The sequence below is a fragment of the Pseudomonas anatoliensis genome, from assembly GCF_017976235.1.
Taxonomy (GTDB): Bacteria; Pseudomonadota; Gammaproteobacteria; order Pseudomonadales; family Pseudomonadaceae; genus Aquipseudomonas; species Aquipseudomonas anatoliensis.
This window is the reverse complement of record NZ_JACVHC010000004.1, coordinates 13,431-39,870: the sequence shown is the minus strand read 5'-3', so window position 1 is coordinate 39,870 and position 26,440 is coordinate 13,431. Positions and strand designations below refer to the sequence as shown.

Genomic DNA, 26,440 nt, shown 5'->3' with positions numbered 1-26,440 from the left:
TTTTGCCGTCTATTCTTGTGCCTGCCCGCCGTTATCCAGCCTCAACGGAGAGCTCCCCCATGACTGATTCCCCCAAGCGTGACGAACGCCATCTGGCGCGTATGCAGCGCAAAAAAGCCGTGATCGATGAACGCATCGCCAACTCGCCCGACGAGTGCGGCTTGGTGCTGGTGCTGACCGGCAACGGCAAAGGCAAAAGCAGCTCGGCGTTTGGCATGCTCGCCCGCGCAATGGGCCACGGCATGCAGTGCGGCGTGGTGCAGTTCATCAAGGGCCGTAACAGCACCGGTGAAGAGCTGTTCTTCCGCCGCTTTCCCGAGCAGGTGCGTTTTCATGTGATGGGCGAGGGCTTCACCTGGGAAACCCAGGATCGCCAACGCGACATCGCCGCCGCCGAAGCTGCATGGGCGGTGTCGCGCGAGTTGCTGCGTGATCCGTCGATCGGTCTGGTGGTGCTCGATGAATTGAACATCGCCCTCAAGCACGGCTACCTCGATCTCGATCAGGTGCTGAGCGATTTGCAGGCGCGTCCGCCGATGCAGCACGTGATCGTCACCGGTCGCGGGGCCAAGCCGGAAATGATTGAGATGGGCGACACGGTCACCGAAATGGGCATGCTCAAACACGCCTTCCAGGCTGGTATCAAAGCGCAGAAAGGCGTCGAACTTTGAATCAGCCACGTCACTGCCCGGCGGTACTGATCGCCGCGCCGGCCTCCGGTCAGGGCAAGACCACCGTCACCGCCGCGCTCGCTCGTTTGCATCGCAATCAGGGGCGCAAGGTGCGCGTGTTCAAGTGCGGCCCGGATTTCCTCGACCCAATGATTCTCGAGCGCGCCAGCGGAGCGCCGGTTTATCAATTGGACATGTGGATGGTCGGCGAGCAGGAAAGTCGTCGTCTGTTGTGGGAAGCCGCCGCCGAAGCCGATCTGATTTTGATCGAAGGCGTGATGGGCCTGTTTGACGGCACACCGTCGAGCGCTGACCTGGCGCGGCATTTCGGCGTGCCGGTACTCGGTGTGATCGACGGCACCGCGATGGCGCAGACCTTTGGCGCATTGGCGCTGGGCCTGGCGCGTTATCAGCCGGACTTGCCGTTTGCGGGCGTGCTGGCCAATCGCGTCGGCACTTTGCGTCACGCGCAACTGCTTGAAGGCAGCCTCACCGAGGGTTTGCGTTGGTACGGCGCGCTGTCCCGCGAGACCGGGATCGAGTTGCCCAGCCGTCATCTGGGTCTGGTGCAGGCCAGCGAACTGAACGACCTGGATGTTCGCCTCGACGCCGCCGCCGAAGCGCTTGCCAGCAGTTGCGAGGTAGCGCTGCCACCGGCCGTGGAATTCGTGGCGCCGGAAGTGATCGTTGCCGAACCGCTATTGCAAGGTGTGCGAATCGCTATCGCCCATGATGAGGCGTTTGCCTTCACCTACGGCGCCAGCCTCGATTTGCTGCGGGCGATGGGTGCCGAGTTGAGCTTCTTCTCGCCGATCCGCGACACGCAATTGCCTGAGGCGGACAGTCTGTATCTGCCGGGCGGCTACCCGGAATTGCACCACGTGACGTTGTCGCAGAACACCGCGATGCTCGACGCGATCCGCGCGCACCATGCAGCGGGCAAACCATTGCTGGCCGAGTGTGGCGGCATGCTTTATCTGCTTGATTCGCTGACAGACGTTGAAGGCACCCGCGCCGAACTGGTCGGTTTGCTGAGCGGCGATGCGGTGATGCAAAAGCGTCTGGCGGCGTTGGCGCTGCAAGCGGTTGATCTGCCGGAGGGCTCGCTGCGCGGGCACACTTATCATCACTCCCTGACAACGACTGAATTGACCCCGATTGCTCGCGGGCTGAGCCCGAATGGTGGGCGTGGGGCGGAGGCGGTTTATCGCGATGGGCGGATGACGGCGTCGTACGTGCACTTTTATTTTCCGTCGAATCCTGTGGCTATCGCTGCACTGTTTGCGCCTCAACTTGAGGCCGCCATCGCTGGCAAGCCAGCTCCCACAGGGGATCGCGTTTCTTCAGGCATTACACCGCCCATTGTGGGAGCTGGCTTGCCAGCGATGGGGCCATGAAAGACAACGCATTCTCCGAAGCCGAACGCGCAGCGGTCTACAAAGCCATCGCCGAACGCCGCGACATGCGCCACTTCACCGGTGGCACCGTCGCGCCCGAGCTGCTGCGCCGCCTGCTCGAAGCCGCGCATCAGGCCCCGAGCGTCGGTCTGATGCAGCCGTGGCGGTTTATTCGTATCAGCGACCGAGCGCTGCGCGGGCAGATTCAGAACCTGGTGGAAGAAGAACGCATCCGCACCGCCGAAGCCCTCGGCGAACGCAGCGATGAGTTCATGACCCTCAAGGTCGAAGGCATCAATGATTGCGCCGAAGTATTGGTCGCCGCGTTGATGGACGATCGCGAAAAACACATCTTCGGTCGCCGCACGTTGCCGGAAATGGACATGGCCTCGCTGTCCTGTGCGATCCAGAACCTGTGGCTGGCGTCCCGCGCCGAAGGTCTGGGCATGGGCTGGGTCTCGCTGTTCGAGCCGCAGGCGCTGGCCGATCTGTTGAAACTGCCGGAAGGCGCCAAACCTCTGGCCGTTTTGTGCCTGGGCCCGGTCAAGGAATTCTATCCGGCGCCGATGCTGGTACTCGAAGGGTGGGCGCAGGCGCGTCCGCTCAATGAGTTGCTGTACGAAAATTATTGGGGAGTGAGTCAATGAGTGTGGCGTTGTTGAGTGTCGCCGCGGTTGCGCTGGATGCGCTGCTGGGTGAACCGAAACGCTGGCATCCGCTGGTGGCGTTCGGCAATTTTGCCGGGCGCATCGAGCAACGTTTCAACGCCGGGGGGCGCGGCTGGCGCAGTCATGGCGTCACCGCGTGGGTGATCGCGGTGCTGCCGCTGACGTTGCTCGCCACCGCATTTTCCTGGGCGCCGTATGTTGGCTGGATCGTCGAGATTCTCGCGCTGTATTGCGCTCTCGGCATGCGCAGCCTCGGCGAGCATGTCGAGCCCGTGGCCAAGGCGTTGCGCGCCGATGATCTGGATGAGGCGCGCAAGCGTGTCGGCTATCTGGTCAGCCGCCAGACCAGCGAACTCGACAGCACGGCGGTTGCCCGTGCCGCCACCGAGTCGGTGCTGGAAAACGGCAGCGATGCGGTGTTTGCCGCGTTGTTCTGGTTTGCCGTGGCCGGCGCGCCGGGCGTGGTGCTTTATCGCTTGAGCAACACGCTTGATGCGATGTGGGGTTATCGCAACGAACGTTTCGAGCGATTTGGCTGGTGTGCGGCAAAAATCGACGACGTCCTCAACTACATTCCCGCGCGCCTTGTGGCGTTGACTTACGCGCTGCTGGGCAAAACCCGATTGGCCTTGAAGTGCTGGCGTACACAGGCGCCAAAATGGGACAGCCCCAACGCCGGCCCGGTAATGGCGGCGGGTGCCGGTGCGCTGGGTGTGGAGCTGGGCGGCCCGGCGATCTATCACGGCGAATTGCATGAGCGTCCGCAACTCGGCGAGGGCTTGCCCGCGGATGCCGATTCCATCGACCGTGGCTGGCAATTGGTCCAGCGCGGGGTATGGTTATGGCTGCTGATTCTCTGCGTGGGGGCTGAATTCTATGCTTGAGCACGGTGGCCGACTGCGCAAGGCTGCACTCGATTACGGCATCGCCGAAGCGGATTGGCTGGATCTTTCCAGCGGTCTGGCGCCATGGCCGTTCCCGATCCCGGAGATCCCGCTGCGCGCCTGGGCGCGCTTGCCGGAAACCGACGATGGCCTGGAACAGGCTGCGTGTGATTACTACGGTGCGGCGCAGGTGCTGCCGGTGGCCGGTTCGCAAATGGCCATTCAGTTGCTGCCGCGTTTGCGTCGGGCCGGCAAGGTCGGCGTGTTGTCGCCATGTTATGCCGAGCACGCCGAGGCCTGGCGCCGTAGCGGTTACATCGTGCGCGAGGTGCTGGAGCAGGAAGTCGAGTTCTTTATCGACAGCCTCGACGTACTGGTGGTGGTCAATCCGAACAATCCCACCGGCCTGAGCCTGACCCCGGCGCGCCTGCTCGACTGGCATGCGCGACTGGCGCAGCGCGGCGGCTGGCTGGTGGTCGATGAAGCGTTCATGGACAACACGCCACAATTGAGTCTGGCCGCGCACTCGCATTTGGTGGGCCTGGTCGTACTGCGTTCGTTTGGCAAATTCTTCGGTCTGGCCGGCGTGCGACTGGGCTTTGTGCTGGCCGATCGCAAGTTGCTCAAACTGCTCGCCGAACAGGTCGGGCCGTGGGCGGTCAGCGGGCCGACCCGGGTGCTCGGCCAGGCGTGTCTGCAAGACACCGATGCTCATACACGCCAGCGGATACGCAGCGATGAAGCCAGTGAGCGGCTGGCCGCGTTGCTTGCGCGTTACGGCTTCAAACCCCAGGGCGGTTGCGCGCTGTTTCAATGGTTGATCACCGATCAGGCGCAAGTGCTGCACGAATTCATGGCCCGACGCGGCATCCTCCTGCGCCTCTTCACACACAACAGCAGTTTGCGTTTCGGCCTGCCTGTCGATGCCGCTCAAGAGTTACGCCTCGAACAAGCGCTGCAAGCGTTCGCCAAGGAAACCCGATGACAACCCTGATGGTGCAAGGCACCACTTCCGACGCCGGTAAAAGCACATTGGTGACGGCACTCTGCCGCTGGGCCACCCGTCAGGGTGTAGCGGTGGTGCCGTTCAAACCGCAGAACATGGCGCTCAACAGCGCAGTGACGGCTGATGGTGGCGAGATCGGTCGCGCACAAGCGGTGCAGGCGCAAGCGGCGAATATTCAACCGCACACCGACATGAACCCGGTGCTGCTCAAGCCGAACAGCGACACCGGCGCGCAAGTGATCATCCATGGCCGCGCCGTCACCAGCATGAACGCTGTCGCCTATCACGACTACAAAGCCATCGCGATGCAAGCCGTGCTGGCCTCCCACGATCGCCTCAGCGCTGCGTATCCGCTGGTGATGGTCGAAGGCGCAGGCTCGCCGGCGGAGATCAATTTGCGCGCCGGCGACATCGCCAACATGGGTTTTGCCGAGGCCGTGGATTGCCCGGTGCTGCTGATTGCCGACATCAATCGCGGCGGCGTTTTTGCCCATCTGGTCGGCACGCTGGAGCTGCTGTCGCCGAGCGAACAGGCGCGGGTCAAAGGCTTCATCATCAACCGTTTTCGCGGCGACATTGCGTTGCTGCAACCGGGCCTCGACTGGCTGGAACAGCGCACCGGCAAACCGGTGGTCGGCGTGTTGCCGTACGTGATGGATCTGCATCTTGAGGCCGAGGACGGCATCGATCAGCGCCAGACCGACAAGGCCGAACACGTGCTGAAAGTCGTGGTGCCGGTGCTGCCGCGCATCAGCAACCACACCGATTTCGATCCGCTGCGTTTGCATCCACAGGTCGATCTGCATTTTGTCGGCCCGGGACAGGCGATTCCGCCGGCCGATCTGATCATTCTGCCGGGCTCGAAAAGTGTACGTAGTGATCTGGCGTATCTGCGGGCCAATGGCTGGGACGCAGCGATCAGTCGCCATTTGCGTTACGGCGGCAAAGTGCTGGGTATTTGTGGCGGTCTGCAAATGCTCGGCGAGCACGTGCACGATCCGCTGGGTCTTGAGGGCGCACCCGGTTCCAGTGCCGGTTTGGGTTTACTCGCCTTCGAAACGCAGCTTGAAGCCGAGAAGCAATTGCGCAACGTGCGCGGTCGTCTCGCGCTGGAAGATGCCGAAGTCAGCGGCTACGAAATTCATGCTGGCGTCACCACCGGGCCGGCACTGGAGAACGCGGCGGTGCGGCTGGATGACGGTCGTTGTGACGGTGCGCAGAGTGCTGATGGTCAGGTGTTCGGCACTTATCTGCATGGCTTGTTCGAATCGCCGGCAGCCAGTTCGGCGTTGCTGCGCTGGGCCGGGTTGAGCGATGTGCAAACGGTGGATTACCACGGGTTGCGTGAGCGCGATATCGAGCGTTTGGCGGATCTGGTGGAAAAGCATCTGGATACCGGGTTGTTGCGTCAGCTCTGTGGGATTTGAGGTGAATTTAATGGCCTCATCGCTGGCAAGCCAGCTCCCACAGGGGGCTGAGGTGATCCAGCTACCGCGATCACTGTGGGAGCTGGCTTGCCAGCGATGGGGCCGGTTGCTTCAACACATAATTTTCAGGATGTCCCCATGCTCCAACTGATCCTCGGCGGCGCCCGCTCCGGCAAAAGTCGTCTGGCCGAAAAGCTCGCCACCGACAGCGCATTGGCCGTGACCTACATCGCCACCAGCCAGCCGCTGGACGGTGAAATGAGCGAGCGTGTCGCCCATCACCGCGCGCGCCGTCCCGTCGAATGGGCACTCATCGAAGAGCCGCTGGAACTCGCCCGCATCCTGCGTGAAAACGCCAGCGCGGAGCGCTGCCTGCTGGTCGATTGCCTGACCCTTTGGCTGACCAACCTGCTGATGCTCGAAGACGCTACACGCCTCGCCGCCGAACGCGAAGCCCTGCTGGACTGCCTGGCGTCACTGCCGGGCGAAATCATTTTTGTCAGCAACGAGACCGGAATGGGTGTCGTGCCGCTGGGCGAATTGACTCGCCGCTATGTCGATGAAGCCGGTTGGCTGCATCAAGCCCTGGCTGAGCGCTGTCAGCGTGTCGTGCTGACCGTCGCCGGCTTGCCCCTGACTCTGAAAGGACCTGCGTTATGACTCAAGCCTGGTGGCTCAATCCGTGTAAAGCGGTGCATGCCGATATCGTTGAACAAGCAGCGGCACGGCAGCAGCAACTGACCAAACCGGCCGGTTCGCTGGGACGTCTTGAGTCGGTGGCGGTGCAACTGGCCGGCCTGCAAGGGCAGATCAAACCGACGCTTGAACAGGTCTGGATTGCGATTTTCGCCGGTGACCACGGTGTGGTCGCTGAAGGCGTGTCGGCATTCCCGCAGGAAGTCACCGGGCAGATGTTGCTCAACTTCGTCAGCGGTGGCGCGGCGATCAGCGTGCTCGCGCGTCAGCTCAATGCGCAACTGGAAGTGGTGGATCTGGGCACGGTGACGCCGTCGCTGAACCTGCCGGGTGTGCGTCACTTGAACATCGGCCCGGGCACGGCAAATTTTGCCAAGGGCGCGGCGATGACTCAGGCCCAGGGCGAATTGGCGTTACAGGCGGGTCGCGACAGCGTGCTGCGGGCGAAAGCTGCCGGCACTCAGCTGTTCATCGGCGGCGAAATGGGCATCGGCAACACCACGGCAGCCAGTGCCCTGGCCTGTGCCTTGCTCGACTGTCCGGTGGCCCATCTGACCGGCCCCGGCACTGGCCTGAATGCAGAAGGCGTCAGCCATAAAGCGCATGTGATCGAGCGCGCCCTGGCGCTGCACGCGGCCCAGCGCGGTGATGCATTGCAGACGCTGTTCAACCTGGGCGGTTTCGAAATCGCCGCACTGGTCGGCGCGTATCTGGCCTGCGCGCAGGAAGGTGTTGCGGTGCTGGTCGACGGCTTTATCTGCACAGTCGCTGCGCTTGTCGCGGTGCGTTTGAATCCGGCCTCTCGCGATTGGCTGCTGTTCGGCCATCGCGGTGCCGAGCCGGGGCATCGTCATGTACTGGAAGCCCTGAGCGCCGAACCGCTGCTCGAACTGGGCCTGCGCCTGGGTGAGGGCAGTGGTGCGGCGTTGGCGGTGCCGTTGTTGCGCTTGGCGTGTGATCTGCACGGGCAGATGGCAACGTTCGCGGAAGCGGCGGTGGCGGATCGTCCGGCATGATTTTGCGACTTGATCTGCTGCGCCATGGTGAAACCGAACTCGGCGGTGGTTTGCGCGGCAGCCTCGACGATGCACTCACCGAAAAAGGTTGGGCGCAAATGCGCGAAGCGGTGATCGCAGGCGGGCCGTGGGATCGCTTGGTCAGTTCGCCGTTGCAGCGCTGTGCGCGGTTTGCCGCTGAGTTGGGTGAGCAGCTGAATCTGCCGGTGCATCTGGAAAAAGATCTGCAAGAGCTGCATTTTGGCGCGTGGGAGGGGCAGAGCGCGGCGGCGCTGATGGAGACTGATGCCGAAGCGTTAGGGCTGTTCTGGGCCGATCCGTATGCGTTTACGCCACCGCAGGGCGAGGCGGTCAGCGATTTTTCCGCGCGGGTGCTGGCGGCCGTCGCGCGCCTGGAAACGGAATACTCCGGTGAGCGGGTGTTGCTGATCAGTCATGGCGGAGTCATGCGCCTGCTGCTGGCGCGGGCACGGGGATTGCCGCGTGAGCAATTGCTCAACGTCGAAGTGGCGCACGGTGCGCTGTTTTCGCTGAGCGTCGAAGCCGATGGGTCGCTCAAGGAAGGTCGCTGATATGTTGCCGCTGTGGATCGCTCTGCAATTTCTCAGCAGTCTGCCGATTCGTCTGCCGGGGATGCCGGAGCCTGAACAGCTCGGGCGTTCGCTGCTGTTCTATCCGCTGGTAGGGTTGCTGTTCGGCGTGATTCTGTGGGGGCTGAACCTGGCGTTGGCGGGCGCGCCGCTGCTGTTGCATGCGGCATTGCTGTTGACGATTTGGGTATTGCTCAGCGGCGCATTGCACCTTGATGGCCTGGCGGACAGCGCCGATGCCTGGCTCGGTGGCTTCGGTGATCGCGAACGTACCCTGACGATCATGAAAGATCCGCGCAGCGGGCCGATTGCGGTGGTGACGCTGGTGCTGGTGTTGCTGCTCAAGTTTGCCGCGTTGCTGGCGCTGATCGAGCAGCAGCACGGTCTGGTGCTGATCATCGCACCGTTGCTCGGGCGGGCGGCGTTACTGGGGTTGTTTCTGACCACGCCGTATGTGCGCAAGGGTGGGTTGGGGCAGGCGCTGGCCGATCATCTGCCGCGCAAGGCGGGTTGGTGGGTGCTTGCGGGCAGCGCGCTGGCCTGCGTGGCGATTGCCGGGTTCCAGGCAATTATTGCGCTGCTGTTAGCGGTCGGCGTGTTTGTCTGGCTGCGGCATGTGATGATGCGGCGGTTGGGCGGGACGACCGGGGATACGGCCGGGGCGTTGCTGGAATTGCTGGAGATGGCGGTGCTGGTTGGAATCGTGCTGCCTTAACGTCAAAAGATCGCAGCCTTCGGCAGCTCCTACAGGGTAAGCATCCCAATGTAGGAGCTGCCGAAGGCTGCGATCTTTTGATCTATAACTTGATTTAACACAGTCGCGGGTATATACACGCATCATGCTTCCTTCTCAGTGTTTGTGCACCAACCTGCGTCGCGCCGCTCGTGGCGTCAGCAGGCATTACGACGGCGCTCTCGATGGCTTCGGGATCAACGTTGCCCAGTATTCTTTGCTGTGCAATCTGCAGCGTCTGGATCAGCCGAGCATCTCCGAACTCGCCGAAGCCATGGGCCTGGATCGCAGCACCCTCGGGCGCAATCTGCGGGTGCTGGAAGGCGAAGGGCTGGTGGCGCTGGCCGAGGGTGAAGATATGCGCAACCGCATCGTCTGCCTCACCGAAACCGGCGCGCAACGACTGGCAGCAGCCTTGCCGGCCTGGGAAGCGGCGCAACAGCGATTGATTGATCGTCTGGGTGCCGAGAAGCGTGAAACCTTGCTGAAGTTGCTCGACGAACTGGCTTGATGCCAGTTTTTTCGGGCTCAAGCGGGTATATACCCGCGACTGGAGAATAATAATGACATCGATGTGGCGTACGTGCGGTTGGGTGTTGCTGGGAAGTGCGTTGATCCTGGCGTTGTCATTGGGCGTGCGACACGGCTTTGGCCTGTTCCTGTCACCGATGAGCGCGCAGTTCGGCTGGGGGCGTGAGGTATTCGCCTTCGCGATTGCCTTGCAGAACCTGATCTGGGGTCTGGCGCAGCCGTTCACCGGCGCGCTGGCCGACCGTTTTGGCGCGGCGAAAGTGGTGCTGGTTGGCGGTGTGCTCTACGCCGTGGGTCTGGTGTGCATGGGCTTGTCCGATTCGGCGGTGACATTGTCGTTGAGCGCCGGCCTGTTGATCGGCATCGGCCTGTCCGGCACTTCGTTCTCGGTGATCCTCGGCGTGGTCGGGCGGGCCGTGCCGCCGGAGAAACGCAGCATGGGCATGGGCATCGCCAGTGCCGCCGGGTCGTTCGGCCAGTTCGCCATGTTGCCGGGCACGCTCGGGCTGATTGGCTGGCTCGGCTGGTCGGCCGCGTTGCTCGTGTTGGGCCTGTTGGTGGCGATGATCGTGCCGCTGGTGAGCATGCTCAAGGACAAGCCGCTGCCGGTACTGGGCCATGAGCAAACATTGTCTGAAGCGCTGCGCGAAGCCTGCTCGCATTCGGGATTCTGGCTGTTGGCGCTCGGTTTCTTCGTCTGCGGGTTTCAGGTGGTGTTTATTGGCGTGCATTTGCCGGCGTATCTGGTCGATCAACATCTGCCGGCCACCGTCGGCACTACGGTGCTGGCGTTGATCGGACTGTTCAATATCTTCGGCACGTACACGGCCGGATGGTTGGGTGGGCGAATGTCCAAACCGCGTTTGCTGACGGCGCTGTACCTGATGCGGGCGGTGGTGATCGTGCTGTTCCTGTGGCTGCCGGTGACGACCACGACGGCCTATCTGTTCGGCATGGCCATGGGCTTCCTGTGGCTGTCGACGGTGCCATTGACCAACGGCACGGTGGCGACCTTGTTCGGCGTGCGAAATCTGTCCATGCTCGGTGGCATCGTGTTCCTGTTCCATCAGCTCGGCTCGTTCCTCGGCGGCTGGCTGGGCGGGGTGGTGTATGACCGTACCGGGAGTTATGACTTGATCTGGCAAGTGGCGGTGCTTCTGAGTGTGCTGGCGGCGGCGTTGAACTGGCCGGTGCGCGAGCGTCCGGTCGAACGTCTGCAACCCGGTACGAGCGCCGCATGAGCCGTTTCTGGCCGCGAATCGCCATTACCGCACTGGCTGCTGCATTGTTGGCGCTGGTGTGGTGGGGCTGGCAGCAGGGCGGCCTGGCCTTGATGCAATTGGGCATGAGTATTTGCTAGACGCAGGCTTGGCGAGTAACTTCAAAGTCTGACAACTGCTCAAGGATGCTCGACATGCTGATGCGCTGGTGTGCTGTTCCCGCGTTGCTGATGGCGTTGACTGGCCTGGCCCAGGCGGCTGAATGTCCGGAATTGTTGCAAGGCTCGCTGCCCAAGTTGCGCGCCAAGGATTCCATCGATCTGTGCAAGCAATACGCCGACAAACCGCTGGTGGTGATCAACACCGCCAGCTTCTGCGGTTTTGCGCCGCAATTCGAAGGCCTTGAAGCACTCAATCAGCGTTACAAGGCGCAGGGGCTGGAAATGCTCGGCGTGCCTTCCAATGACTTCAAGCAGGAGTCCAAGGACAGCGTCGAGACTGCCAAGGTCTGCTACGCCAATTACGGCGTGACGTTTGCCATGACCGAGCCACAGAAAGTCCGCGGCGATGATGCCACGCATATGTTCCAGGTGCTGGCCGCACAGAGCAGCGCGCCGAAGTGGAATTTCTACAAATACGTGGTGGATCGCCAAGGCAAGGTGATCGCCAACTTCTCCAGCCTGACCAAACCGGATGATCCGGAATTTATTGCCGCGATTGAGAAAGCTATCGCCTCGAAACCGCTGAAACCCTAAAACTCAGGGCGTTTGCGCTTTCCCTGTAGGAGCTGCGGCACGCTGCGATCTTTTGATCTTTAACAGCAGGATCAAAAGATCGCAGCGTGCCGCAGCTCCTACAGGGGTTAACAAGTCAGGCACAAAAAAGCCCCGCTTTCTGCAAAGAGAGCGGGGCTTTTTAGTGGGCGAGGAGTCAACCTCGCCGCGCAGTATCAGAAGCGGTAAGTAGCGCCGACACCGAAACCGTTTGCCGAGTTTTCATACTTGGCGTTGTAAGTCTGGCCACGCGCGTTTTCGTTGCGAACGTTAACCGACTCTTCCTTCAGGTACGAATAGGCGACGTCGATGGTCAGGTCTTCGGTCGGGCTCCAGCCGGCACCAACGCTGAAGATGGTCCGGTCGCCGGTCGGGATGCGTGGCGAACGGTCGACGTTGTTGGTCGGCGACTGGTCGAAGGTCAGACCGGTGCGCAGCACCCATTCCTTGTTCAACTGGTACGAGGTACCGATGGCGTAAGCCCAAGAGTCGTGCCAGTTCTGGTCTTCGTTGATTTCGCCGAACTGACCGGCCAATGCAGGCTGAACGCCGGAGTTCTCGACGGTGATTTTATCCAGCTGACTCCAGCGGGTGAAAGTCGAACCGGCGTAAACAGTCCACTGATCGTTGATCGCTTGAGTGACGGACAGATCCACCGACTCAGGCGTGGTGATCTTCAGCGAAGCGTCGTACTTCTGGCTGGAACTCAGACCGGCCAGGCCCAGTACGCCGTAGTTGACCTTGGTGTCGCCTTCGAGCTTGTAGTCGACTTTCGAGTGGTAGGTCAGGCCCACGCGGGTGGAGTCCGTCGCTTGTACCAATACACCGATGTTGTAGCCCAGCGCGGTGTCGTCACCCTTGATCTTGACCTTGCCATCGGGGAAGGCCTGGGTGATAGACAGGTTGGATTCCAGCTTGCCGTCGATACGGTTGATGGTCGGACCGAAACCGATCGACACCTTGTCGTTGAAGGCGTAGCTGATGGTCGGCTGGAAGGTGATGACTTGCACTTCCGACTTGCTGCCGAAATAACGGCCGGCGAAGTTGTTTTCGTAGTCGGTGATCAGGCCGAACGGCACATAAACGCCGAAACCGAATGCCCAGTGATCGTCGATTGGCTTGACGTAGTAGCCCATAGGTACGGCGGTGAAGGGCACCATGTCGCCTTTGTTGCTCCCACCATTCGGGCTGGAGCTGGCGTTGCTGATATCGGTCGATGCGTCGAGGAATGCAGCGCCGCCGGTGATTTGTTCGCGCTTGATGCGCGACATGCCGGCAGGGTTGCCATAAACAGTGCTTGCGTCGTCGGCAGAAGAAGATCGCCCGGCGTACCCAGTCCCCATCCCGCTAATGCTGTGTTCGTTGATGGCAAAGCCAGCGGCGAAAATCTGCGTGGATGCCAAGGTAACGGCAAGGCTAAGGGTGGTTTTGAGCATTACTTTTTTCATTATTAGAACTCCTGGTGATCACCGGGGCGAAAATTACCAACATTTTCGTCCCAGCGCTATAGCCTGTATGCCTTGAGTTAGAGCGGTTTTGTAGGACAATCCGACCAAATTCGCGACCTGTTACACGATCTTGCGGAACTGGACGGTCAGCAAGCGACCTGATTCACCGGTGAAACACACGTCTGCCAGGCACAGGTGAAATCGCGCAGACGACCCTGAGGCTGGAAGGTCTGACGCCAGATACGCGCCATACCGAGCAAGTCGGTCGGGTCGGGGAGGGTAGGGTTTTGTTCTTCGACCAGCAGCCAGGCGATGGCTGTGGCGTAACGCAGATTGACGGTCAATTCCAGGTGCGGTCCGCTGAGAAATGCGTGTTGGCTGGCGAGTCCGCGAACCAGGCTGGCACGCTCCGGATCAAGCGCCAGGTAGTCATCCCACAGTGCTTGATGGCGATGCTCGGCAATGCAGTAGAGGCCGTGCCCGCGGCGGTCATGCAGGGCGGAGCCGAGGGCGGACTGGCTGGCGGCGATGCCCAGCAACAGGGATTCGGCAGTTGCGCAGTGACGTCCCAGATAAATCAGCGTGGGGCGGATCACGTAGCGGCACAGTTCGCTGGCAGCGATACCCATAAAGCCCTCGGATCTTGTTATTGGGCGGCGATACCTGAAGGGGCCTTGGCAGCGGTGGATCGGCTCAGGCTCGCCGGAAGCGGATCACGCCGCTTGAGTTGAAGTGTAGTGTCATATTCGCGACGTAAAGGCCTGTTTTTAAAATATTTCCGGCTGCACGTTATAACCGTTATATCCAATGGTGCTTAAGCGCCAAGGCTCAAAAGTGAAACATCAGGCAATAAAAAGCCCCGCGTTTTAAGCGAGGCTTTTGCTTCTTGCAGTCTCTCAGGCAACAAGTGCCTGACGAGTACGATCAATGACAGCCTGCAGCGGTTCGGCGCTGGAGTACTGATCGGGATACAGACGCTCACTGTGGCGGGCGATCCCGTGTTCATTGACCAGTGTGAAGCTGAAGCAGCCTTTGCGAGCGGCCATGATCAGGCAGTTCATTGGAGCAAAGGCGTTGGTTAGGGCGCGAATGGCGTCCTGAGTGTGGATTTGAGTCGACATAGTTATTAGGTGTTCCTACAAATGACACGGATAAGAACCGTGCAACGTTAAAACGTTCCAGTAACGTCGACCACCATTGGTCGAACGAAGAACCCGACTGGAACAAAGCAGCCAGTTTGAAGCGCTGATGAGTTGGCGCGCTTGGGCTGGCAGGTAGGTACTTAGGAGGACAGGCAACACATCAAGGGCAAAGGTTCTGGGCCCGGGGTGAAGATCCTGATCAATTTGCAGGTTGGTTCGGTCAGAGTAAATGGCCTTCGCAACACCCTTTGCATGATTCAAAGGCTGTGTTGTCGCAAGATTTACCTGGAAACCATCGAGAGGTCGTACCCGCTTTTTCGGTAAGGCTTCTTGATAGAAGGCTCTCCGTTGGGGATATGTTCGACCGGGATTGACTTTCAGCTTGGTACTAACGCCGCGGATAGTAACGGATCGAAAATGGTAAAGCAAACCCTGCGCCAAAAAAGATTGTGTTCAACAGGAAAATCACAGGGTGGCATTGCCGGCCTCATCGTGAGCAGGCTCACTTCTACAGGTAGCGCAGCCATTGTGGGGGCGAGCTTGCTCGCGAAGGCCCTGATCAGGTAACAAATGAAAACGCCAGGTTGACCATTCGTCGCCACAAAACCGTGCGCGGTTCCTGTCCAGAAGCCGTTTATCCCCAGCCTGAAGCGCAAAACGACCCGAAAAAGCGCATCGATATAACCGGGTAACAGGTACTTGTGCACATTAGTTGCACAGGCTGTAACGGCACTGTCATATCAAACCTGACTCTCGTGGCTGCCTGTATCGAAAGTTTAAGTCAATGAAAAACATCGCTTTTTTTTGTTGGTGAAAAAATCGTCAGTTTGACTGCGGGCCCCATTCCATAAGGCTTTGCGAGGGTTGGAGGGCGGTTGTCCACTGACTTATCCACAGCTTCTGTGGATTGTCCCGAGCGCTTGCTCTAGGACGGGCGTGCCGGGTTTTTTTTCGACTTTACCTGTAAGAAAAAGAGAGTAGAGTGGCGCGCCTTCCGATCTGTCCCACAGTGCTTTATGAAGTTTCGCTCAGTATCAGACCCTGTTACCTCACAAACCCCTCATGTTATCCCGCCCAAGCGATTTTCCGTGCGCGTGGCCGAATGGCTGCTCGACAGTCCGCGCCTGAGCGAAAGCCACAATGCCAAGCACCTTGCCGGCCGCCTGCTCAAGCAACCGGCGCGCGAAGGTGTGGTCGCCGCGCAAAGCCGTCTCGGCCAGTTGATGTGTCGCGAGTGTGGTAATGCGCGCGATCGCCGCATCGGTCAGGACCTGCTGCGTCAGGCTGCTCGCGCTGGCGATCATCGTGCCCAAGTGGAACTTGGTCTGCTCGAAGACTGAGCTGTCCAAGTTCTGACACCTTGGTTACCCTTCAGGCTTTAACCGATCGGCAGGAGTCGCTATGGCTATGGACTTGACCAGCGTATTGCTCGGTCTCGCAGGCGCTGGGCTGCCGTTGTTGGCTTTGGCCTGGCAACTGCAACGTCGGGCAAGCAACGGGCAAGCGCAGGTGGCGTTGCTGGAAGAGCGGTTGGCCATGGCGCAACTGGCGCAGGACGGGCTCAACGCGCAACTGGATGCCGGCCGCGATGAAATTGCCGACCTCGGCCAGGCCAACGCCGCCAAGCAAGCAGAACTGGCAGCCCTGCGCCGCGAAGTCGAGCTGTTGCAGATAGAGCGTGACGACGCCCGTGACGCCTCCCACGCCTGGAACCTGGAGCGCGCCAACAAGGAAGCCGAACTGCGCCGTCTCGACGCTCAGGCGGCTTCGCTGAACGCCGAGCTGCGTGAACAGCAGGAGAGCCATCAACAGCGCCTCGACGATCTGCAAGGTTCGCGTGATGAATTGCGGGCGCAGTTCGCCGAACTGGCGGGCAAGATCTTCGACGAGCGTGAACAGCGCTTTGCCGAAACCAGCCAACAACGCCTCGGTCAGTTGCTCGATCCGTTGAAAGAACGCATTCAATCCTTCGAAAAACGTGTGGAAGAAAGTTACCAGGCCGAGGCCCGCGAGCGCTTTTCGCTGGCCAAGGAATTGGAGCGTCTGCAAGCGCTCAATCTGCGTTTGAGTGACGAAGCCACCAACCTGACCCGTGCCCTGAAAGGCCAGAAAACCCAAGGTAATTGGGGCGAGTTGATTCTCGAACGCGTGCTGGAACACGCAGGCCTGGAGAAGGGCCGCGAGTATCAGACGCAGGTCAATCTCAAAGGCCCGGATGGCGAGCGCTTCCAGCCGGATGTGGTCATTTATCTGCCGGGCGACAAACAGGTGGTGGTCGACTCCAAGGTCAGTCTCACGGCGTATCAGCAATACGTCGCGGCCGAGGACGACACCCTCGGGCAGATCGCGATCAAGCAGCACGTGCTGTCCCTGCGCAATCACGTCAAAGGCCTGGCCGGCAAGGATTACAAACGGCTTGAGGGCCTGCACAGCCTCGATTTCGTTTTGCTTTTCGTGCCGATCGAAGCCGCGTTTTCGGCGGCATTGCAGGCCGAGCCGTCGCTGTTTCAGGAGGCGTTCGACCGCAACATCGTGATCGTCAGCCCAACTACGTTGCTGGCGACATTGCGCGTCATCGACAGCCTGTGGAAGCAAGAGCGCCAGAGCCAGAACGCCCGCGAAATCGCCGAGCGCGCCGGGTGGCTTTACGACAAGTTCGTGTTGTTCATTCAGGATCTGGACGAAGTCGGCAATCGTCTGCAACAACTGGACAAAGCCTACAGCTCGGCGCGCAACAAACTGACAGAAGGGCGCGGCAACCTGGTCAGCCGCAGTGAGCAGCTCAAACTGTTGGGGGCACGGGCGAGCAAAAGTTTGCCGGCGGACTTGCTGGAGCGGGCGATGACGGATGTTGATGGGTTGGTTGAGTTGCCTGAATAAAGATCAAAAGATCGCAGCCTTCGGCAGCTCCATGAACTTCGGTGTAGGAGCTGCCGAAGGCTGCGATCTTTTGCTTTTAAAGCGGTAGATACCGACTCAACAACGCCCGCAACGCCGCCGGTTTCACCGGTTTCGCCAGATAATCCAGCCCCGCCGCATGCACCTGCGCAATCATCTCCGGGCGTCCGTCGGCGCTGATCACCACGCCTGGTACGGGCTCGCCAAGACGCGTGCGCAACCACGCCATCAACTCGGTGCCGGTATCGCCGTGATCCAGGTGATAGTCGACCAGCGCCAGTTGCGGCCGCACTCCGTCACTGAGCAACGCCTCGCATTCCTCGCGATTGCGCGCTGTCCAGACCTGGCAGCCCCAGCGGCTTAGCAGGCTGTTCATGCCGATCAGAATGCTGTCTTCATTGTCGATGCACAGCACCTGCGCACCGTTCGGCAACTTGCCGTTCAATTCGACAGCGGCACTGGCCGGTACGGTTTGCGTGCGCGCATACGGCACCGTAACGCTGAACACACTGCCGCGCCCCGGCCACGAGCGCACGCGTAAGGTATGGCCGAGCACGCGACACAGACCATCAGCAATTGCCAGCCCAAGCCCCAGGCCTTTTTCGGCGCGCGTCTGATGGCTGTCGAGACGTTTGAATTCCTCGAAAATTACCTGCTGCTTGTCTTCCGGAATGCCCGGTCCGCGATCCCATACTTCCAGGCACAACTTCCCGCCGCGCCGACGTACACCGAGTAGGACCGGGCCTTTGGCATAGCGGAAAGCGTTGGTCAGGAAGTTTTGCAGAATCCGCCGCAGCAACTTGATGTCGCTGTCGATGCGCATGTGGCTGCCACGCACACGGAAGGTCAGACCTTGCTCCTGGGCCAGCGCCTTGAACTCGGCGCCGAGAATGTCGAACAGTTCATTCACCGCAAAGGACTTGCGATCGGGATTGATCTTGCCGTTTTCCAGTCGGGAAATGTCCAGCAAATCGCTGATCAGATCCTCGGCCGAGCGCAACGAACTGTCGAGATGCTGCACCAGTTTCTGCGCCTCGCTGCTCAAGCCGTCGTCTTGATGGGAGAGGGCGGCGGAGAACAGTCGCGCGGCGTTCAACGGCTGCATCAGGTCATGGCTGACCGCCGCGAGAAAGCGGGTTTTCGATTGGTTGGCGGTTTCGGCGGTGCCCTTGGCTTCGGTCAGCGCGACGTTGAGTTGCGACAGTTCCTGGGTTCGCTCGCTGACCCGTTGTTCCAGGCCTTCGTTGGCCTCGGTCAGCGCCTGTTCGGCTTCACGGAACGCGGTGATGTCGGTGAAACTCATGACGAAGCCGCCACCGGGCATCGGATTGCCGATCAGCTCAATCACCCGGCCGTTGGGGAACAGGCGTTCGGAGGTGTGCGCGCGGCCCTGGCGCATCCAGTGCAAACGGCGCGCGACATGCACTTCCGCCTCGCCGGGACCACACAAGCCACGCTCGGCGTTGTAGCGAATGATGTCGGCGATTGGCCGGCCGACGCTGATCAAGCCGTCCGGGTAGTTGAACAACTCCAGATAACGTCGGTTCCAGGCGACAAGCTTCAGCGACTGGTCGACCACGCTGATGCCTTGCGTGATGTTTTCAATCGCGCCTTGCAGCAGCGCGCGGTTGAATTGCAGGACTTCCGAGGCTTCGTCAGCGATTCGGACTACGTCCTCCAACTGCATTTCCCGACCTTCGATGGCGGCTTTTACCACCGCTCGCGTCGAAGAAGCGCCAAGCACACCGGCCAGCAAGCGTTCGGTATGGGCGATCCATTCGCCGTCGGCATTCTGGTTCGGGTTGAAGGCCTTGCCTTGGCGATAGGCGAATCGAATGAAGCTTTGACGGGCGCGCTCCTCACCGACAAACCGCGCCGCCAGTTGCAGCAGATCGTCGATCTGCACCGACAGCATCGACCGCGCATTCGGTCGGGCGCTGATCTCCTGGCCGATGAAACGCCCAGCCTGCCAGTGCTCCGACACCCGCGTGCGGGACAGCACCGAGACCCACGCAAACAGCGTGAAGTTACCGGCCAGCGACAACACCACGCCTTGGGTCAACGGACTGATCGGCAGGTTCAGCGGATTACTGTGCAGCCACGCCAGCCCCGGGAAACTGTTCAGCGACCAGCCGAGGCTGTGAGCGGCAATCGGCAAAACCAGCGTGTAAAACCACAGGAAGGTGCCGGCGGCGAGCCCGGCAAACACGCCGCGTCGGTTGGCCTGTTTCCAGTACAGCGCGCCGAGCATGGCCGGCGCCAGTTGGGTCACGGCGGCGAAGGCAATCTGGCCGATGGTCGCCAGGCTCGCCGTCGAACCGAGCAGGCGATAGCTGACGTACGCCAACAGCAGAATCACCACAATGCTCACGCGGCGCACCGACAGCATCCACTGGCGGAACACTTCAAACGGGCGCTCGGCGTTATTGCGCCGCAGCAGCCACGGCAACAGCATATCGTTGGAGACCATGGTCGACAGCGCCACGCTGGCGACAATGACCATGCCGGTGGCCGCCGATGCGCCGCCAATAAACGCCAGCATTGCCAGCGCCGGATGGGCCTGCGCCAGCGGCAGACTGATCACGAACGAGTCGGGCAATACGTCGCTCGGCAGCATCATCTGACCAGCGAGGGCGATAGGGACTACAAACAATGCCGCCAACGCGAGGTACGCCGGGAACACCCATTTGGCCAGGCGCAGATCCTGCGGATCAATGTTCTCGACCACCGTGACGTGAAACTGCCGTGGCAGACAGATGATCGCCATCATCGCGACGCCTGTCTGTACCACCATTGATGGCCAGTTAATGGTTTCTTTCCAGTATTCCTCGAGGCGCGGGGCGAGCATGGCTTGATTAAACAGGTCGTCGAAACCGTCGTAGAGGCCATAGGTCACAAACGCGCCGACGGCGAGAAAGGCGAACAGCTTGACCAGCGACTCAAAGGCAATCGCCAGCACCATGCCGCGGTGGTGCTCGGTGGCGTCGAGGTTGCGTGTGCCGAAGACGATGGTGAACAGCGCCAGCACCAGTGACACGATCAACGCGGTGTCCTGGGCGCGCGTGCCCATCGCATCGGCACCGGCGCCGATCAACAGGTTCACACCGAGTACGATGCCCTTGAGTTGCAGGGCGATGTAGGGGAGGACGCCGACCAGGCAGATCAGCGCGACGACGACCGCCAGCGATTGCGATTTGCCGTAGCGCGCAGCGATGAAGTCAGCGATGGAGGTGATGTTCTCCTGTTTGCTGATCATCACCATTTTTTGCAGGACCCACGGCGCGCCGACCAACAGCAGGATCGGCCCGAGGTAAATCGGCAGGAATGACCACAACTGTTCAGCCGCCTGGCCGACCGCGCCGAAGAATGTCCAACTGGTGCAATAAACCGCCAGCGACAGGCTGTATACCCACGCGCGCACCCGCGGCGGCAGCGGCGTGCTGCGACGGTCGCCGTAGAAGGCGATGGCGAACATGATGGCCATATAGGCCAGGGCGACGGCGGCGATCAGCCCGGTGGACAACGACATGCAACACTCCCGACTAAAGACTCCCCGGCACTCCTGCCCGGGCGGACAGTCTCGCATGCGCGCGGCGGTTAGTCAGTGTCGACCAAGGTCGAGGCGTGGCGGGGTGTCGCAGGAATGGAACCGAGTGGTTCTGCGGTGACCGTTAAGGTCTCATCGCGAGCAGGCACCGCAAGATTCAGTGCCTGAATCGGAAATCCTGTAGGAGCTGTCGAGTGAAACGAGGCTGCGATCTTTTGATCCTGTTTTTAAGGATCAAAAGATCGCAGCGTGCCGCAGCTCCTACAGGGATGTCGGTGTTAGTCCTGCTGCAGCGCGATATCAATCAACCGATACAATTCATCCACCTCCAGCGCCGCCGCTGAAAACAGAATCCTGAACACGACCGGCGCCACCACCTGATTGATCAACCGATCGACACTGGGCGCCGCTTCATCGGGATGGCGCTCGATAATGGTCTGCAACTGCGCCCCGATGATCGCCACGCAATACCCCGGCGTGGCGCTCGCCTGCACATCGCGCATCATGTTGCGCCCAGGCTCGGAGCTCATCTCGTCGAGGTATTGCTCGGCCCATGCGCGGATGTCGCTGCGCAGGCTGCCGGTTTCTGCGGGCTCGCTGTCGGGGCGCATGCGGGCGAGGGCGACGTCGGCCAGCAACGCCGCCAGATCGCCCCAGCGCCGATAGATAGTCGACGGCGTAACGCCCGCCCGCGCCGCAATTTGCGGAACGGTCACGGTCGAGCGCTCCTGCTCTTGCAGCAGTGAGCGGACTGCCGAATGTATCGACTCTTGCACCCGGGCACTGCGACCGCCGGGGCGTAAACCTTCTTTAATAGCCATGCGTCAGACCTTAACACAAAGAATTTGCTTTAAGCGTTGGGCGGTAGCACACTCCGCAAAAGCAAAAAATTAGCTTTTGCGGAGTGTGCACATGATTAGCCCCCAGTCCCGATTAGCGTCAAACCGTCCCAGCCTGTGGTTTCTGGCGATCACCTTACTCAGTTTTCTCGCCGCTTCCACCGCGCCGACGCCGCTGTACCACCTGTATCAGGATCAACTGCACTTCTCGGCAGCGGTGCTGACCCTGATTTTCGGCGTCTACGCCCTGAGTCTGTTGGCGGCGCTGTTAACCGTCGGTTCGCTCTCCGATCATCTGGGACGCAAACCGGTGATCTTCACCGCCGTGTTGCTCAATGCACTGGCGATGTTGCTGTTCATCAGCGCCGACAGCGTGACGTGGTTGATCAGCGCGCGCGTGCTGCAAGGCTTCGCCACCGGCATGGCGACAGCGGTCCTCAGCGCCACATTGCTCGACATCGACCGTCAGCAAGGGCCGTTGATCAACAGCGTCGCGCCATTGCTGGGCATGGCGCTGGGCGGCATGGGCTGCGGCTTGTTGGCGGAATTCGCGCCGGCGCCGTTGCAACTGACCTATTGGTTACTGCTCGCGCTGTTCGTGGGGCAGGCACTGTACGTCTGGCGGCTGCCCGAAAGCGTCACCCCGCAAGCGGGCGCATGGGCGTCGTTGCGACCGACACTGCATGTGCCGGTTCAGGCCCGCGCTACGCTATGGCGAGTCCTGCCGCTGAATACCGCGACCTGGGCGCTCGGTGGTTTTTACGCATCGCTTGCACCGTCGCTGGTGCGCACCGCCACTGGGTCCACTTCCAACCTGATCGGCGGCGCAACCGTCGCGGCATTGACCGTGACCGGGGCGCTGATGATCTTCACCCTGCGCAATCGTCCTGCCACGCGCGCTTTGCAACTGGGCGCAAGCTTGCTGCCGATCGGGCTGGTGCTGATTCTGCTCGGTGTGCACAGCGCCAGTCTGTCGCTGTTCTTCCTCGGCACACTGGTGGCCGGTTGTGGTTTCGGTGCCGGATTTCTCGGCGCGGTGCGCAGCCTCGTACCGCTGGCCTTGCCCCATGAACGGGCCGGGTTGATGTCGGCGTTTTATGTGCTGAGTTATCTGGCGTTTTGCTTGCCGGCGCTATTGGCAGGGCATTTCACCCATCGCCTGGGGCTGCTCGCGACGACCGACGTGTATGGCGCGGTGCTGATCGTGCTGGCAGTGGCGGCGCTGTTGCTCAGCCTGCGCGTTCGACCGGCCAAGGTGTGCGGCGCTCCATAACCACCGCGCTTTCGGTTAGCCTTGCGCAGCCTTTCTGCCAACGGATCGACTCATGAAGATTATTCGTAGCAAAACCTTCACCGCCGAGCGTGCCTGGGGTGCCTTGGATATCGCCAACATGAACGGCATCACCACGCGCCTGCACTGGACTGATCAGCCATATAAATGGCACGTCAACGATGGGGAGGAAGTGTTCGTGGTGCTCGATGGGCGGGTGCAGATGCGCTATCGCGAAAATGGTGAGGAAGAGCAAGTCATGCTCGAAGTCGGTGACATCTTTTACGCCTCAGTCGGCACCGAACACGTTGCCCATCCGCAGGGTGTGGCGCGGATTTTGGTGATCGAGAGCGAAGGTAGCGTTTGACTATTTATCTGGCTCATTATCGATAAAGCAGATAACAGTTAGAGATATTACCCGTTATATAGATATTCGATTCGGATCTACCATGGACTCAACCTCACCAGAGGAAGAGGAATCCATGATGATTTGCACCAATAGCACCAAACCCGGCTTAAAGCCGCTCAGCCAACTTCAGCACCCACGTGAGGTGATCCGCCAATTCACGCCGAACTGGTTTGCCGCAACCATGGGTACCGGAGTGCTGGCACTGGCGTTGGCGAACCTGCCGGTCGCGATCCCCGGTTCACACGCTGTGGCGGAAGGGCTGTGGCTGTTCAACATCCTGTTGTTCTCCCTGTTTACCGTTGCCTACGCCGCCCGCTGGATTCTGTTCTTCGACGAGGCGCGGCGGATTTTCGGGCATTCCACCGTGTCGATGTTCTTTGGCACCATTCCCATGGGCTTGGCAACGATCATTAACGGCTTTCTGCTGTTCGGGCTACCGCGTTGGGGCGAGGGCGTCATTCAGCTTGCCGAAGTGTTGTGGTGGCTCGATGTGGCAATGTCGCTGGCCTGCGGCGTGTTGATTCCCTACATGATGTTTACCCGTCAGGAGCACAGCATCGACCAGATGACTGCGGTTTGGCTGTTGCCGGTGGTGGCAGCAGAAGTCGCGGCGGCCAGTGGTGGTCTGCTCGCGCCGCACCTGACCGATGCACACTCGCAACTGGTGGTGCTGACCACAAGCTACGTGCTCTGGGCATTTTCCCTACCGGTGGCGTTCAGCATTCTGACCATCCTGTTGCTGCGCATGGCCCTGCACAAACTGCCCCACGAAAACATGGCCGCCTCGAGCTGGCTGGCACTCGGGCCAATCGGCACCGGTGCCCTGGGCATGTTGTTGATGGGCGCTGAAGCACCGGCGATTTTCGCTGCCAATGGAATGCCGGGCGTTGGCGAAATCGCTTCTGGCCTTGGTCTGGTGGCCGGAATCACGCTGTGGGGTTTCGGGCTGTGGTGGATGCTGATGGCGTTGCTGATCACCGTTCGCTATCTGCGTGACGGCATTCCGTTCAACCTCGGCTGGTGGGGTTTCACCTTCCCGTTGGGCGTGTATTCGCTGGCGACCCTTAAACTCGCCAGTACGCTGAACCTCGGCTTTTTCAGCGTGGTCGGCTGCATGCTGGTGGCGTTGTTGGCGGTGATGTGGCTGATTGTCGGCAAGCGCACCGTGCAGGGCGCGTGGCGCGGCGAGCTGTTTGTCTCGCCGTGCATTGCAGGTTTGAAGAAATAACCTGAAAAGTTTAGGTAAGGTGTGGCCTGGATCGCGGATCGGGATTCCAATAAGCAGTATCCAGGCCTCTCTACCTTAAACATCAGGGAAACACGGAAGATGAGTCACCCCTCACAGTTCAACCTGCTGCGCACCCGGCGCTTCCTGCCGTTCTTCATCACGCAGTCGCTCGGCGCGTTCAACGACAACGTGTTCAAGCAGTCGCTGATCCTCGCCATTCTCTATCGGCTGACCATCGAAGGTGACCGTTCGATCTGGGTCAACCTGTGTGCGTTGCTGTTTATTCTGCCGTTCTTCCTGTTCTCGGCGCTGGCCGGGCAGTTCGGCGAGAAATTCGCCAAGGACGCGCTGATCCGTCTGATCAAACTGGCGGAAATCGCCATCATGGCTGTGGGATCCGTCGGCTTTCTCTTCGATCACTTGTCTTTGATGCTGGTGGCGTTGTTCGCCATGGGCACTCACTCGGCGCTGTTCGGGCCGGTGAAATATTCGATCCTGCCGCAGGCCTTGCGTGAAGAAGAACTGGTCGGCGGTAATGGTCTGGTGGAGATGGGCACGTTCCTGGCGATTCTGGCCGGCACCATCGGCGCCGGGGTAATCATGTCGTCGACCCACTACGCGCCGCTGGTGTCGATCGCCATCGTCGGCATTGCAGTGCTGGGTTATCTGGCCAGCCGCAGCATTCCCCGCGCGGCGGCTTCATCCCCGGATATGCGCCTGAACTGGAACATCTTCAGTCAGTCTTGGGCTACTTTGAAACTTGGCTTGGGCCAGACGCCGGCGGTGTCGCGCTCGATAGTCGGCAACTCGTGGTTCTGGTTTGTCGGGGCGATTTATCTGACGCAGATCCCGGCCTACGCCAAGGAGTGGATGCACGGCGACGAAACCGTGGTCACCTTGATCCTTACCGTGTTCTCGGTCGGGATCGCGCTGGGTTCGATGCTCTGCGAGAAGCTTTCCGGGCGCAAAGTCGAGATCGGTCTGGTGCCGTTTGGTTCGTTCGGTCTGACCGTGTTCGGCCTGCTGCTGTGGTGGCATTCCGGCGGAATTCCCGACAGTGTCACTGGCCATAGCTGGATTGAAGTGCTGAGTTTCGGCCACACCTGGGCTGTGCTGTTCGACATTCTCGGCCTCGGCGTTTTCGGTGGTTTCTATATCGTGCCGTTGTATGCGTTGATCCAGTCGCGCACTGCCGAGAACGAGCGGGCGCGGGTGATCGCTGCCAACAACATTCTCAACGCGTTGTTTATGGTTATTTCGGCCATCGTGTCGATCGTGCTGCTGAGTGTGGTCGAGCTGTCGATCCCGCAACTGTTCCTCGTGGTGTCGCTGCTCAACATCGGCGTCAATGCCTACATCTTCAAGATCGTCCCCGAGTTCAGCATGCGTTTCATGATCTGGCTGCTCAGCCACTCCATGTACCGCGTCGAACATCGCAACCTGGACGCGATTCCGGATGAAGGCGCGGCGTTACTGGTGTGCAATCACGTTTCGTTCGTCGATGCGTTGCTGATCGGCGGCGCAGTGCGTAGGCCGATTCGCTTCGTCATGTACTACAAAATCTACAACCTGCCGGTGCTGAACTTTATCTTTCGCACGGCGGGGACAATTCCGATTGCCGGCCGCAACGAAGACATCCAGATCTACGAAAAGGCCTTCAGTCGTATCGCTCAATATCTGAAGGACGGTGAATTGGTGTGCATCTTCCCTGAGGGCAAGTTGACGACCGATGGCGAGATCAATGAGTTCAAGGGCGGGCTGACGCGGATTCTGGAAGAGACACCGGTGCCGGTGATTCCGCTGGCGTTGCAGGGGTTGTGGGGGAGTTTCTTCAGTCGCGATCCGAACAAAGGCGTGTTTCGGCGGTTGTGGTCGCGGGTGACGCTGGTGGCGGGTTCTGCTGTTGCGGTGGAAGCGGCTGAGCCGTTGAAGTTGCAGGGGTTGGTGGGGGAGTTGCGAGGCACCGTTAGATAATCGGTGATTGTGCTGGTCTCATCGCTGGCAAGCCAGCTCCCACAGGGAGCTTCGGTAAACACCGGTTTTGTGT

General features: G+C 60.5%; 25 protein-coding genes. 20 read left to right on the top strand and 5 right to left on the bottom strand.

The window, feature by feature from the left end; all coding sequences use genetic code 11:
* Positions 1-59 precede the first annotated feature (59 nt).
* The 14 genes from cobO to ICA16_RS13670 all read left to right on the top strand — a co-directional run bounded on the left by cobO (position 60) and on the right by ICA16_RS13670 (position 11,594).
* Positions 60-671, top strand: coding sequence for a cob(I)yrinic acid a,c-diamide adenosyltransferase (cobO, locus tag ICA16_RS13730; protein WP_210700824.1), 612 nt, complete (start codon positions 60-62; stop codon positions 669-671).
* Entirely contained in the window at positions 668-2,068 is a 1,401-nt protein-coding gene (locus ICA16_RS13725; protein WP_210700823.1) for a cobyrinic acid a,c-diamide synthase CobB, read from the top strand. Before cobO ends, ICA16_RS13725 begins: the two co-directional genes overlap by 4 nt.
* Entirely contained in the window at positions 2,065-2,715 is a 651-nt protein-coding gene (bluB, locus tag ICA16_RS13720; RefSeq protein WP_210700822.1) for a 5,6-dimethylbenzimidazole synthase, read from the top strand. The genes ICA16_RS13725 and bluB overlap by 4 nt, the downstream gene beginning before the upstream one ends.
* Entirely contained in the window at positions 2,712-3,620 is a 909-nt protein-coding gene (gene cbiB / locus ICA16_RS13715) for an adenosylcobinamide-phosphate synthase CbiB (RefSeq protein ID WP_150601235.1), read from the top strand. The genes bluB and cbiB overlap by 4 nt, the downstream gene beginning before the upstream one ends.
* Positions 3,613-4,605: a threonine-phosphate decarboxylase CobD gene (gene cobD, locus ICA16_RS13710; protein ID WP_210700821.1), complete on the top strand. Its 993-nt coding sequence runs from the start codon at positions 3,613-3,615 to the stop codon at positions 4,603-4,605. Before cbiB ends, cobD begins: the two co-directional genes overlap by 8 nt.
* Positions 4,602-6,053 (top strand): cobyric acid synthase, encoded by a 1,452-nt coding sequence (locus ICA16_RS13705; RefSeq protein ID WP_210700820.1) that lies wholly within the window; start codon positions 4,602-4,604, stop codon positions 6,051-6,053. Before cobD ends, ICA16_RS13705 begins: the two co-directional genes overlap by 4 nt.
* A 138-nt stretch (positions 6,054-6,191) precedes the next feature.
* Entirely contained in the window at positions 6,192-6,713 is a 522-nt protein-coding gene (cobU, locus tag ICA16_RS13700; RefSeq protein ID WP_047300318.1) for a bifunctional adenosylcobinamide kinase/adenosylcobinamide-phosphate guanylyltransferase, read from the top strand.
* The gene (cobT, locus tag ICA16_RS13695; RefSeq protein ID WP_210700819.1) at positions 6,710-7,765 is read left to right on the top strand and encodes a nicotinate-nucleotide--dimethylbenzimidazole phosphoribosyltransferase; all 1,056 of its coding nucleotides are present in this window, start codon (positions 6,710-6,712) and stop codon (positions 7,763-7,765) included. Before cobU ends, cobT begins: the two co-directional genes overlap by 4 nt.
* A complete protein-coding gene (gene cobC / locus ICA16_RS13690) occupies positions 7,762-8,337 on the top strand; it encodes an alpha-ribazole phosphatase family protein (RefSeq protein ID WP_210700818.1) in 576 nt (191 codons plus the stop codon). The genes cobT and cobC overlap by 4 nt, the downstream gene beginning before the upstream one ends.
* 1 nt (position 8,338) lies before the next feature.
* Positions 8,339-9,070 (top strand): adenosylcobinamide-GDP ribazoletransferase, encoded by a 732-nt coding sequence (locus ICA16_RS13685; RefSeq protein ID WP_210700817.1) that lies wholly within the window; start codon positions 8,339-8,341, stop codon positions 9,068-9,070.
* 124 nt (positions 9,071-9,194) lie between these two features.
* Positions 9,195-9,599: a MarR family winged helix-turn-helix transcriptional regulator gene (locus tag ICA16_RS13680; protein WP_042558324.1), complete on the top strand. Its 405-nt coding sequence runs from the start codon at positions 9,195-9,197 to the stop codon at positions 9,597-9,599.
* A gap of 52 nt (positions 9,600-9,651) precedes the next feature.
* Positions 9,652-10,860 (top strand): MFS transporter, encoded by a 1,209-nt coding sequence (locus ICA16_RS13675; RefSeq protein WP_150601242.1) that lies wholly within the window; start codon positions 9,652-9,654, stop codon positions 10,858-10,860.
* Complete coding sequence (locus ICA16_RS28285) at positions 10,857-10,979, top strand: hypothetical protein (protein ID WP_263596698.1); 123 nt, start codon at positions 10,857-10,859, stop codon at positions 10,977-10,979. Before ICA16_RS13675 ends, ICA16_RS28285 begins: the two co-directional genes overlap by 4 nt.
* Positions 10,980-11,033: 54 nt before the next feature.
* Entirely contained in the window at positions 11,034-11,594 is a 561-nt protein-coding gene (locus ICA16_RS13670; RefSeq protein ID WP_210700816.1) for a glutathione peroxidase, read from the top strand.
* 194 nt (positions 11,595-11,788) lie between these two features.
* On the opposite strand, the gene ICA16_RS13665 is transcribed toward ICA16_RS13670, so the two are convergent.
* From ICA16_RS13665 to ICA16_RS13655, 3 genes are all read right to left on the bottom strand, one after another.
* Complete coding sequence (locus ICA16_RS13665; protein WP_150601244.1) at positions 11,789-13,060, bottom strand: OmpP1/FadL family transporter; 1,272 nt, start codon at positions 13,058-13,060, stop codon at positions 11,789-11,791.
* A 146-nt stretch (positions 13,061-13,206) separates the two neighbouring features.
* Positions 13,207-13,689 carry a hypothetical protein gene (locus tag ICA16_RS13660; RefSeq protein WP_150618464.1) on the bottom strand — a complete coding sequence of 161 codons (483 nt, stop codon included), beginning with the start codon at positions 13,687-13,689 and terminating at the stop codon, positions 13,207-13,209.
* A 267-nt stretch (positions 13,690-13,956) separates the two neighbouring features.
* Entirely contained in the window at positions 13,957-14,181 is a 225-nt protein-coding gene (locus ICA16_RS13655) for a hypothetical protein (RefSeq protein WP_042558329.1), read from the bottom strand.
* Positions 14,182-15,218: 1,037 nt separating this feature from the next.
* On the opposite strand from ICA16_RS13655, the gene ICA16_RS13650 reads away from it, so the two are divergent.
* Positions 15,219-15,542, top strand: coding sequence for an SEL1-like repeat protein (locus ICA16_RS13650; protein ID WP_150618466.1), 324 nt, complete (start codon positions 15,219-15,221; stop codon positions 15,540-15,542).
* A 175-nt stretch (positions 15,543-15,717) separates the two neighbouring features.
* Complete coding sequence (locus tag ICA16_RS13645) at positions 15,718-17,082, top strand: DNA recombination protein RmuC (RefSeq protein WP_162184597.1); 1,365 nt, start codon at positions 15,718-15,720, stop codon at positions 17,080-17,082.
* A gap of 76 nt (positions 17,083-17,158) precedes the next feature.
* On the opposite strand, the gene ICA16_RS13640 is transcribed toward ICA16_RS13645, so the two are convergent.
* On the bottom strand, positions 17,159-20,629 hold the full coding sequence (locus tag ICA16_RS13640; RefSeq protein ID WP_210700815.1) for a hybrid sensor histidine kinase/response regulator: 3,471 nt from the start codon (positions 20,627-20,629) through the stop codon (positions 17,159-17,161).
* 296 nt (positions 20,630-20,925) lie between these two features.
* A complete protein-coding gene (locus ICA16_RS13635; protein WP_210700814.1) occupies positions 20,926-21,468 on the bottom strand; it encodes a TetR/AcrR family transcriptional regulator in 543 nt (180 codons plus the stop codon).
* A gap of 91 nt (positions 21,469-21,559) precedes the next feature.
* Here ICA16_RS13635 and ICA16_RS13630 point away from each other — a divergent pair, with 91 nt between their 5' ends.
* From ICA16_RS13630 to ICA16_RS13615, 4 genes are all read left to right on the top strand, one after another.
* Entirely contained in the window at positions 21,560-22,759 is a 1,200-nt protein-coding gene (locus ICA16_RS13630; RefSeq protein WP_150601250.1) for an MFS transporter, read from the top strand.
* Positions 22,760-22,811: 52 nt separating this feature from the next.
* Positions 22,812-23,123, top strand: a complete 312-nt coding sequence (locus ICA16_RS13625) for a cupin domain-containing protein (RefSeq protein ID WP_210553659.1) — start codon at positions 22,812-22,814, stop codon at positions 23,121-23,123.
* Positions 23,124-23,241: 118 nt separating this feature from the next.
* Positions 23,242-24,393 (top strand): TDT family transporter, encoded by a 1,152-nt coding sequence (locus tag ICA16_RS13620; protein ID WP_210700813.1) that lies wholly within the window; start codon positions 23,242-23,244, stop codon positions 24,391-24,393.
* 99 nt (positions 24,394-24,492) lie between these two features.
* Positions 24,493-26,367 (top strand): MFS transporter, encoded by a 1,875-nt coding sequence (locus ICA16_RS13615; protein WP_150618472.1) that lies wholly within the window; start codon positions 24,493-24,495, stop codon positions 26,365-26,367.
* The last annotated feature ends 73 nt before the right edge of the window (positions 26,368-26,440 follow it).